The organism is Curtobacterium sp. B18 (assembly GCF_000333375.1).
Classification (GTDB): domain Bacteria; phylum Actinomycetota; class Actinomycetes; order Actinomycetales; family Microbacteriaceae; genus Curtobacterium.
This window is the reverse complement of sequence record NZ_BACZ01000028.1, coordinates 1-9590: the sequence shown is the minus strand read 5'-3', so window position 1 is coordinate 9590 and position 9590 is coordinate 1. Positions and strand designations below refer to the sequence as shown.

At 71.0% G+C, this 9590-nt stretch carries 8 protein-coding genes; 4 read left to right on the top strand and 4 right to left on the bottom strand.

Features of this window, described 5'->3' with window-relative positions; all coding sequences use genetic code 11:
* Positions 1–27 precede the first annotated feature (27 nt).
* Together I5E_RS00820 and I5E_RS00815 are read right to left on the bottom strand one after the other, a co-directional pair.
* Entirely contained in the window at positions 28–2664 is a 2637-nt protein-coding gene (locus tag I5E_RS00820) for an MMPL family transporter (protein WP_022905331.1), read from the bottom strand.
* A 74-nt stretch (positions 2665–2738) separates the two neighbouring features.
* A complete protein-coding gene (locus I5E_RS00815) occupies positions 2739–3377 on the bottom strand; it encodes a TetR/AcrR family transcriptional regulator (protein WP_022905330.1) in 639 nt (212 codons plus the stop codon).
* Between the two features lie 146 nt (positions 3378–3523).
* Here I5E_RS00815 and I5E_RS00810 point away from each other — a divergent pair, with 146 nt between their 5' ends.
* The 3 genes from I5E_RS00810 (at position 3524) to I5E_RS00800 (ending at position 6262) form a co-directional block, all read left to right on the top strand.
* Complete coding sequence (locus I5E_RS00810) at positions 3524–5005, top strand: mannitol dehydrogenase family protein (RefSeq protein ID WP_022905329.1); 1482 nt, start codon at positions 3524–3526, stop codon at positions 5003–5005.
* Positions 5006–5099: 94 nt separating this feature from the next.
* Positions 5100–5795: a helix-turn-helix transcriptional regulator gene (locus I5E_RS00805; RefSeq protein WP_022905328.1), complete on the top strand. Its 696-nt coding sequence runs from the start codon at positions 5100–5102 to the stop codon at positions 5793–5795.
* Between the two features lie 95 nt (positions 5796–5890).
* Positions 5891–6262, top strand: a complete 372-nt coding sequence (locus tag I5E_RS00800; protein WP_031260895.1) for a VOC family protein — start codon at positions 5891–5893, stop codon at positions 6260–6262.
* A 42-nt stretch (positions 6263–6304) separates the two neighbouring features.
* Here the strand turns inward: I5E_RS00800 and I5E_RS00795 are convergent, their stop codons facing one another.
* Positions 6305–6856, bottom strand: a complete 552-nt coding sequence (locus I5E_RS00795; RefSeq protein ID WP_031260893.1) for a GNAT family N-acetyltransferase — start codon at positions 6854–6856, stop codon at positions 6305–6307.
* A 25-nt stretch (positions 6857–6881) separates the two neighbouring features.
* A complete protein-coding gene (locus I5E_RS00790) occupies positions 6882–7874 on the bottom strand; it encodes an alpha/beta hydrolase (RefSeq protein ID WP_022905327.1) in 993 nt (330 codons plus the stop codon).
* 166 nt (positions 7875–8040) lie between these two features.
* Between I5E_RS00790 and I5E_RS00785 the strand changes: the two genes are divergently transcribed.
* The coding region (locus I5E_RS00785; protein WP_022905326.1) for a transglycosylase domain-containing protein at positions 8041–9590 on the top strand (1550 nt) is incomplete at its 3' end.

Sequence of the window (9590 nt, the reverse complement as noted above, 5' to 3'; positions counted from 1 at the left end):
CGCGCCTCCTGGGTGGTCGCGCCGTGACTAGGCGCGGTGCGCCGGCGGGTGCCCGGACTCGTGCGCGTTCGCGTCCGGCTCCACCGGCAGCGCGTGCGAACCGGTGTGGGTGCTCTCGCGCCCGCCGGTCGGGTGCGACCGCTCGAGCTTCGCGCCCTCGACGTCGACGTCCGGCACGATCCGGTCGAGCCACTTCGGGAACCACCACGCGCTCTCGCCGAGCAGGTGCATCGCGGCCGGGATGAGCAGCATGCGGACGACGAAGGCGTCGATGAGCACGCCGAACGCCAGCCCGAAGCCGATCGGCTTGATGGTCGAGGAGTCCGAGAAGATGAAGCCCGCGAACACCGAGATCATGATGATCGCGGCCGCCGTGACCACCGCGCGACCGGCGTGCAGTCCGCGCTGGACCGCGACCTTCGCGCTCGCGCCGTGGGCATACGCCTCGCGCATGCCCGACACCAGGAAGAGCTGGTAGTCCATCGCGAGTCCGAACAGGATGCCGATCTCGATGATGGGCAGGAAGCTCAGGATCGGTGCGGGGTCGTGCACCCCGAACACGCTGCCGAGCCAGCCCCACTGGTAGATCGCGGTCAGGCCACCGAACGACGCGAGGACGGACAGGATGAAGCCGGCCGTCGCGGTGATCGGGACGAGGAACGACCGGAACACGATGATGAGGATGATGAGCGAGAGCCCGACGACCACCACGAGGTAGAGCGGCAGCACGTTCGAGAGCTTCTCGGAGACGTCGATGTTCGCGGACGCGTTGCCGGCGACGCCGAGCGTGACCTTGCCGTCGTCGGTGGAGACCGTCTGCTCGCGGAGGTCCCTGACGAGGGTCTCGGTGGAGACGCTGTCCGGACCGCCGGCGGGCTTCACCTGGAACGCGATGATGTCACGGTCCTTCGAGGCGCCGATCGGAAGGACGGCCTTGACGTCGTCGTTCTTCGCGATCGCCTCGCCGATGGTGACCTCGGTCGCGGTGACGTCGTCCTTGCTGACCGCGTCCGGCAGGGTCGCGACGACGAGGAGCGGGCCGTTCTGCCCGGCGCCGAACTCGCTGTCGAGCGCCTTGTAGGCCTTGTACTGGCTGGAGTCGACCGACTCGGACGCACCGGTCGGCAGGCCGAGGCGCATCTGCGTGGCGGGGAGCGCGATCGTGCCGAGCACCGCGACGCCGGCGACGAGCGTGATGACCGCGCGCCAGGTCGACATCGGCTTGTTCGGCACCCGGGTCGAGTCGGTGTTGCCGATCTTCGCGCGCTCCTTCTTCCGGAGGATCCGCATGCCGATGAGCGACAGCAGCGCCGGGGTGAAGGAGGTCGCGATGAGGATCGCGAAGAAGACCGCGACCGCGCCGACGGTGCCCATGAGTCCGAGGAACGGGATGCCCGTGATGTTCAGGGCGAGGAGCGCGACGATGACGGTCGCGCCGGCGAAGACCACGGCGTTGCCGGAGGTGCCGTTCGCGAGCCCGATGGAATCGTGCACGCCCATGCCCTGCTTCAGCTGCGTCCGGTGTCGGTTGAGGATGAAGAGCGAGTAGTCGATGCCGACCGCCAGGCCGAGCATCACCCCCAGCACCGGCGTGACCGAGATGAACTCGACGAGGCTCGAGAACGACAGGGCCGCGAGCGACGCGACGCCGACGCCGAGCACGGCGGAGACGAGCGGGACGGCCGCGCCGATGATCGTGCGGAGCATCAGGAACAGCACGATGGCGGCGATGATCACGCCGCCGATCTCGCCCGGACCGAGGATCGACGGGACGCCCTGGGCGATGTCGTTCGAGACGTACACGTCGACGCCGCTGATGTCGGCCGCCTCGGCGTCGTCCGCGATCTGGGTTTTCGTGTCGGCCGGGACCTCGTAGGTCGACTTCGTGAACTGCACGGTGCCGATGACGGCGCTGCCGTTCGACGACACGAAGCGGATGTCCTTCGACAGGTCGAGGAGCTTCGAGCCCTGTTCGAGCTCCTGCTCGCTCGCGTCGAGCTTCTTCGTGTTGGCGTCGATCTGCTGCTGCGCGGCCTCGAGCTGCTGCTCACCCGAGGTGATCTGCTGCTGCTGCGCGTCGATCTGTGCCTGCGCCTGCGCGAGCTGCGTCTGGGCGGCGGCCGCGGCGGCGGCTCCGGCTGCCTCGGCCTGGGCCTTCTGCGCGTTCAGCTGGGCCTGCGCGCTGGCGATCTGCTCCTTGCCGGACGCCAACTGCGACTGCTGCGCGTCGAGCTCCTTCTGACCGCTCTCGATCTGCGCACGGCCGTCGGTGATCTGCTCGCGGCCGTCGACGATCTTCTGCCGCTGGTCGTCGAGCTGCTGCTGCGTGTCGAAGCCGCTCGTGGCGCCCTTGACGCCGTCGAGCTGCTCGACCTTCTGCAGGAAGTCCGCGACGTCGGACTTCTGGGTGTCCGTGAACGCCTTGCCGTTCGTCGTCTCGAAGACGATCGTGCCGGTGCCGCCGTTCGCCGACGGGAACTTGTCGGCGAGCTCGTCCTGCACCTGGCTCGTCTTGGTGTTCGGGATCGTGATCGACGACGAGATGGTGCCGGCGAACAGCGAGTACGTGACACCGGCGATGCCCATGATCACGATCCAGGCGATGATCACGAGCCAGTGGCGTCGCGCGGAGAACCGTCCGAGACGGTAGAGGAGACCGGCCATGCGGTTGCCCCGATCCTTTCGTTGTCAGCTGCTGTGGTGCGGGGTGCGCCGGTGGACCCCTGGGGAGGGAGGTGTCAGTCGTCGGCCATGTAGCCGCTGCGGACGCTGTGCACGAGTCGTGCGAGCAGGGCGTCCCAGGCGTCGATCGCGTCCGGGTCGAGGCGGGGTCCGGTCGTCGTGAGCCAGTGGTCGGCGATCACGACGATCCCGCTCATCAACGACTCGACGAGGAGCGCGGCATCGAGGGCGTCGGCCGCCGGGTGGCGTCGGGCGACCTCGTCGCGGAGGCGTTCGGTGACCCGGGCGAAGGCGGTCTGTGTGAGGACCGCGGCCTTGGGGTCGTCCTTGCCGGGGTCGCCGAGGATCCGGTACATCCCGGCGATCGCGGGCGCCAGGTCGGCACCGCGCGCGGCGGACTCGAGCTCGTCGAACATCGACGACCGGCTGCCGTCGCCGACCGGGGTCTTCGCCATGTCGGCGAGGAAGCGGTCGATGATGACCGAGAGCTCCTGCTCGCAGACGGCCAGCAGGACCTCGTCGAGGGACCCGAAGTGGTTGAAGACCGTCCGGCGAGCGATGTCGGCCCGGGACGCCAGGTCGTCGACGCTGAACTCGCGGCCACCGCGCTCGTCGATCAGGTCGCGAGCGGCCCGCAGGATCGCCGCCCGGTGCTTCGCCTTGAGGGCGGCGCGGCGGTCGATCGACAGGGTCACGACGACGACACTAGGTGCATCGATGCACTCGGTGCAACGATGTGGAGTGCATCCTCAGGGACGTCCCCCGATGCGGAAACACGGTTCTGAACCGATGTGCACGTGGTTGACTGGGCCGAGCACGTCCGCCGTACGAAGGAGTACCGATGCCCGCCCGCCTGTCCCCGGAGACCCTCGACGAGATCGCCGCGAGCGGTGTCGCCGTCCCGACCTACGACCGCGACGGGATCACCGCCGGCATCGTGCACTTCGGCGTCGGCGGCTTCCACCGGGCGCACCAGGCGATGGTGATCGACCGGCTGCTCCAGCGGGGCGAGGGCCGCGAGTACGGCATCTGCGGCGTCGGCGTCCTCGAGCAGGACCGCCGGATGGCCACGGCGATGGCCGAGCAGGGCGGGCTGTACACGCTCGTCCTCAAGCACCCCGACGGCACCCGCGAGTCCCGCGTGGTCGGCAGCATCGTCGACTACCTGCTCGCCGTCGACGACCCCGACGCCGTCGTCGAGAAGATGGCGCACCCCGACACCAGGATCGTCAGCTTGACCATCACCGAGGGCGGCTACAACTTCGACCACGTCACCGGAGCGTTCGTCGCGGACGAGCCCGGCGTCGCGGCCGACCTGCGCGGCGACGGCCCGCCGCACACCGTGTTCGGACTGGTCGTCGAGGCCCTGCGGCGCCGGCGGGACCGCGGGCTGGAGCCCTTCACCGTGATGTCCTGCGACAACATCCAGGGGAACGGGCACGTCGCCCGCGAAATGTTCACCGCCTACGCCCGGCTGCAGGACCCGGCGTTCGCCGGCTGGATGGACGAGCACGTCTCGTTCCCGAACTCGATGGTGGACCGGATCACCCCGGTCACCGCCGACGAGGACCGCGCCTGGGTCCGTGACGAGCTCGGCATCGAGGACGCCTGGCCGGTCGTCGCCGAACCGTTCTTCCAGTGGGTGCTCGAGGACGACCACCCCGCAGGCCGCCCGCCGTACGATCAGGCCGACGTCCAGATCGTCGACGACGTCGAGCCGTACGAGCTCATGAAGCTCCGACTCCTCAACGCCTCGCACCAGGGCCTGTGCTACTTCGGGTACCTGTCCGGGTACCGCTACGCGCACGAGGCCACGCAGGACCCGGCGATCGCGACCGTCCTGCGCCGGTACATGGACGAGGAGGGAACGCCGACCCTGCACCCGGTGCCCGGCATCGACCTGGACGACTACAAGGCGACGCTCATCGAGCGGTTCCAGAACCCCGAGGTCCGCGACACCCTCGCCCGCCTCTGTGCCGAGTCGAGCGACCGCATCCCGAAGTGGCTGCTGCCGGTGGTGCGCGAGAACCTCGCCGCCGACCGACCCGTCACCCTGTCCGCGGGCATCGTGGCCTCGTGGGCGCGGTACGACGAGGGCACCGACGAGTCCGGCGAGCCGATCCGGATCGTGGACCGGCTGGCCGACGAACTGCACCGCATCGCGCTCACCCAGCGGGACGACCGGCTCGCCTTCATCCGGAACCGGCAGGTGTTCGGGGACCTGGTGGACGACGAGCGGTTCGTCGCGGCCTACCGCGACGCCCTCGACGGGCTGATCGCGGACGGCGCGCACGCGACGGTGACGCGCCTGTCGCGTTCCTGAGACGCGACCGTCCACGGGCCTGGAGGCGCGNTGCCNGNCCGCACCGCGCCTCCAGGCCCGTCCCGTGGTGCGTCCAGGGCGCTAGGGTCGCGTCGTGAACCGGACCGACCGCCTGTACGCGCTCGTCGAGGAGCTGCGCGCGGCGGCACCCGGCCGGCGGAGCGCTCGTCGCCTGGCCGAGCACTTCGGGGTGAGCGTCCGGACCGTCGAGCGGGACCTGCGCGCGCTGCAGGAGGCCGGCCTGCCGATCTGGTCCGAGCCGGGACGCACCGGCGGGTACACCATCGACGCCCGTGCGACGCTCCCGCCCCTCGGGTTCACGGTGGACGAGGCGCTCGCCGTGGCGATCGGCCTCGGGACCCTCGGTGCGAGCCCCTTCCGCGATGCCGCCAGGAGCGCGGCGCGCAAGGTCACCGCGGTCCTCGCCGAGGACGACGCCCGACGGACGGCCCGGCTCGCCGCACGGGTGCTCCTGCTCGAGGCGGGCGACCGGACCCCGGCACCCGTCGCCCTCGCGGGTGCGCTCACGGGCGGACGCGTGGTGCGGATGCGGTACCGCGACGCGAACGGCACCGAGACCGACCGCACGGTCGAACCACTCGGGTACGTCGGCAAGGGGGAGGACTGGTACCTCGTCGCCTGGTGCCGACTGCGCGACGGGGTCCGGGCCTTCCGTGGCGACCGGGTGCTGGTCGTCGAGGAGACCGACGAGGCCGCGCCGCCGCGGGTCGTCCGGATCGAGGAACTCGACATACCGCACGGGGTGCTCCGACCCGTCCTCGGAGACTGACGGACCGATCCGCGGAAACCCCGACAGGACGGTGTCGCGGACGGCGAGGATGCTCGTCCCCGGGTGGTCACGGTGGTCACCCGGGAAGGCACACCGTGGAGTTCGCATCGATCCGCATCATCACCGAGGACCTGGAGGGGATGGTGGCGTTCTACGAGCGCATCACCGGCACCACCGCCCGACGTCCGGCCCCGGTCTTCGCCGAGTTCGTGACCGGCGGCCTCGTGCTCGCGCTCGCGACGCCGGCGACGGTCGCGATGCTCGGCGTCGACGCGCCGCGGGCTGGTGTCGCGGGCAGTGCGATCGTCGAGTTCCTCGTGGCGGACGTGGACGCCGCCTTCGGTCGCCTGCAGGACGGGCTCGGCGACGTGGTGCTGCCGCCGACGACGATGCCGTGGGGCAACCGGTCCGCGCTCGTCCGGGACCCGGACGGCACGCTGGTGAACCTGTTCAGTCGTCCCGCGTGACCGTTCCGGTTCGGGGATCCCGGGGATCGCGAACCGGGACGGTCAGCGCTCGTCGTCGTCCCACGGCACCGGCGTGGTCGTGCCGGTCTCCCAGTCCCGCCGGAGCACGCCGTAGCCGACGGACGCGACGGGGCGTCCACCCTCGACTGGCCAGCCCTCGCGGTAGTGCGCCTCCTTCACCCAGCCCGCACGGACGAACACGCGCCGCATCGCGACGTTGTCCTCGCGCGTCTGCCCCTCGAAGCGCGTGACGGCGGGCAGGGTGGTGAACACGTGGTCCGTCGTCGCACGGAGCGCGGGCACACCGAGGCCACGGCCGCGGAACCGGCCGGCGATGCGGAGGTCGAAGAGCGGCACCGGATCCTCGAGGTCCTCGAGCCGGACGATCCCGACCCGCCCGAGCTCGGCGTGCTCGAGCCAGTACGTGTCGTGCTCGCCGTCACGGTAGGCGCCGGCGTCGACCGCGGCCTCGGCGTCGGCGCGGGCGATGGTGCGCCGGACGTGGAACGGGAACTCCTCGCTCGTGAGGAACGCGATCAGGTCGGCGCGGTCGGCGCCGGTCGGGTCGAGACGGACGAGCGTGACGGCGGTCATGCAGGCCACGGTAGCGGCGGCTCGGTCAGCGGGGGAGAGACGCCGCCCAGCGGCCGATCGCGTCGTACGCGTGCTCCCGGACCTCGGGGACGGAGAGCACGACGTCGTGCAGGGCCCCGTGCAGTCGGCGGATCGTGACCTCACTGCCGAGGGACAGTGCGCGGTGTGCGACGACGTCGACGTTGAGGGCGACGTCGGCCCGTGCCATGCCGTCGTCCCACCGGGGTTGCAGCATGCTCTTGTCGCTCAGGAGGACGAGCACGGGCACCTCGATGCCGAGGCCGTCCTCGACCGTGGCCTGCCCGTCGAACACCGCCGCGAGCCAGTTCGGGTGCAGGGGGAAGCCGCGGTCGGGTCGCCACTGCTGGTCGTACGTCCACGAGCCCTCGCCCGCGGCGGACACCGTGCGGGTGTAGTAGCCCGGGTCGACGGCGGGCATCGGCGCGAGCGGGTTCCGTCGGGCGCCGAGCCGGACGACCGGGGCGACGAGGGCACGACCGACGGCCTTGGCCTGGAACTCGAGCCAGGGGCTGTTCAGGACGAGGCCGTCGACCCGGTCGGGGTGCCGTGCCGCCCAGAGCGACAGGGTGAGTCCGCCGGTGGAGTGTCCCATCGGCACGAGCCGACGACCGGTCTCGCCGTGGTGCTCGGCGGCGATGGCGTCGAGCGCGGCGGCGATGTCCTCGTCGTAGGTGGCGAGGTCGTCGACGTTCCCCGGGGTCTGCCCGGGCCGCAGGCTCCGCCCGTACTTGCGCAGGTCGAGGGCGTGGAACCGGGCGCCGAGCCGCTCGATCCGATCCGCGAGCTCGACCTGGAAGAAGTAGTCCGACCAGCCGTGCACGTACAGCACGTCGACACCGTGCAACGGGCCGTGCGCGTGCAGCAGGAGGTCCGCCGGGGTGCGGCGTCGGCGGACGAGCGTCGCCACCACCGGTCCCTCGTGGTCGTCGCCGAGTGGGAGTTCGAGGCGTTCGAACGGCGCCCCGAGCACGTCCTCGCGCCAGCCGTGGTCCGCCATCCGTCGAGCGTATCCGCCCGCCTTCCGTAACGATCCGTACCGCCTCGGGACCTTCCCAGCCGCTCTGGTGGGATTCCCCGGCGAAGTCCCGGGAGTCGTCCGAACACGGCTGGGAGGGTCCGGGGACCGCAGCAGCGGGGATCCACACGAGGGGGAGGCCCAGGGGATGACGTTCAGACGTGCAGGAGGAGCCGCGCTCGGCTTCGTCGGCGGGAGTGTGCTCGCCGGTTTGTTGGTCGGGGTCGGCGTGACGCCGGTGCTGGCGGTGGCCGGGGTGGGGACGACCTCGGCGATCGGGGTGTTCGACTCGATGCCCGAGTACATCGAGATCGGCGAGCTGCCCCAGCGGAACGAGGTCTGGGCGTACCGCGGCGGGAAGCCCGTGCACCTGGCGAACGTCTGGGCGCAGAACCGTCAGGAGCTCAGCCTCGACCAGATCAGCGACACCCTCGAGCACGCGGCGGTGGACGGCGAGGACAAGCGCTTCTACGAGACCGGCGGGGTCGACGCGACGAGCATGGTCCGGTCCCTCGTGAGCGTCGTCGCCGCGGGTGGCAAGGGCGGCTCCGGCGGGTCGACCATCACGATGCAGCTGGTGCGGAACATCAAGATCCAGCAGGCGAGCGAGCTCCCGACGGCCGAGGAGCGCGACGCCGCCTACGAGGAGGCGACGAAGCGTTCCGCTCAGCGCAAGCTCGCCGAGATGAAGCTGGCGATCGGCCTCGCGAAGGAGTACTCGAAGCAGGAGATCCTGTCGGCGTACCTCAACATCGCGTACTTCGGCGACCAGACGTACGGCGTGCAGGCCGCCGCGCAGCGCTACTACGGCAAGGACGCCACCGACCTCTCCCCGGCCGAGGCCGCGTCGCTGATCGCGATCGTGCAGTGGCCGGAGCGGCGGGACCTGTCGCGCCCGAGTCACCACGCCGACAACGTCGCCCGCCGTGACGTCATCCTCCGGTCGATGCACGAGCAGGGGCACCTGAGCCGTGCCGAGCTCACCGAGGCGCTCGCGACGAAGCCAGCCGACTACGTCCGTCTCACGCCCCCGCAGCAGGGGTGCGAGGCCGTCGCCCGCGGCGCCGAGTTCTTCTGCCAGTACGCGGTCGAGGTCGCGAGGCAGCTGCCGCAGCTCGGCCCGACCGAGGACCGCCGCGACGACGCCTGGCGGAAGGGCGGGTACCGGGTGCAGACGACGCTCGACCTCGACCTGAACGGCCAGCAGAAGGCGCTGCTCGACCGCTACGACCCGGCAACCGAGTCGCGGTTCGCCCTCGGCGCGACACTGGACACGGTCGAGGCGGGGACGGGCCGTGTCCTGACCATGGCGCAGAACAAGGACTACGACCGTTCGTCGGACGCCCCGGCGAGTGCGACCTCGCTGAACTACGCGACCGACGAGGACAACGGCGGCTCGACCGGGTTCCAGGTCGGCTCGACCTACAAGATGTTCACGCTCCTGCAGTGGCTGGCCGCGGGCAGGAGCCCGGACGCGGTCGTCGACGGCACCAAGCGCGGCCGGAGCACGTGGACGCAGTGCGGGCAGACCATCGACTCCTACTGGAACCCGAAGAACGACTCCCCGGGGCAGACCGGCCCGTTCACGGTCCGGCAGGCCACGGCACAGTCGGTGAACGCCCGCTACGCGTCGATGGCCGAGCAGCTCGACCTGTGCGACATCCGTGACACCGNCGCGGCGCTCGGCGTGCACCCGGC